We start from the raw sequence: 427 nt of genomic DNA, 5'->3' as shown, positions 1-427 counted from the left end.
CCTTCAACCGCTTCGTCGAGCGTATCCACGAATCGATCCGCGAGGTCGCCGGCACCGCCCGTCAACTGCACGACGTGGCGCAACTGGTGGTGAACGCCTCGAACTCCTCGATGGCCAACTCCGACGAGCAGTCCAACCGCACCAACAGCGTCGCCGCAGCGATCAACGAACTCGGCGCCGCCGCCCAGGAAATCGCCCGCAACGCCGCCGATGCCTCGCACCATGCGTCCGACGCCAACCACCAGGCCGAAGACGGCAAGCAGGTGGTCGAGCAGACCATCCGCGCGATGAACGAGCTTTCCGAGAAGATCAGCGCCTCCTGCGCCAACATCGAGGCCCTCAACAGCCGCACGGTGAACATCGGCCAGATCCTCGAAGTGATCAAGGGCATCTCCGAGCAGACCAACCTGCTCGCCCTCAACGCCGC

General features: G+C 64.9%; 1 protein-coding gene. It reads left to right on the top strand.

The window, feature by feature from the left end:
- Positions 1-427: methyl-accepting chemotaxis protein (locus tag HMPREF2914_RS03090; protein ID WP_256561975.1), on the top strand; the 427-nt coding region annotated here is incomplete at both ends.

It is taken from the genome of Pseudomonas sp. HMSC067G02 (assembly GCF_001813485.1).
In the GTDB taxonomy this organism is placed as follows: domain Bacteria; phylum Pseudomonadota; class Gammaproteobacteria; order Pseudomonadales; family Pseudomonadaceae; genus Pseudomonas; species Pseudomonas aeruginosa.
This window is presented reverse-complemented; position numbering and strand designations above follow the sequence as displayed.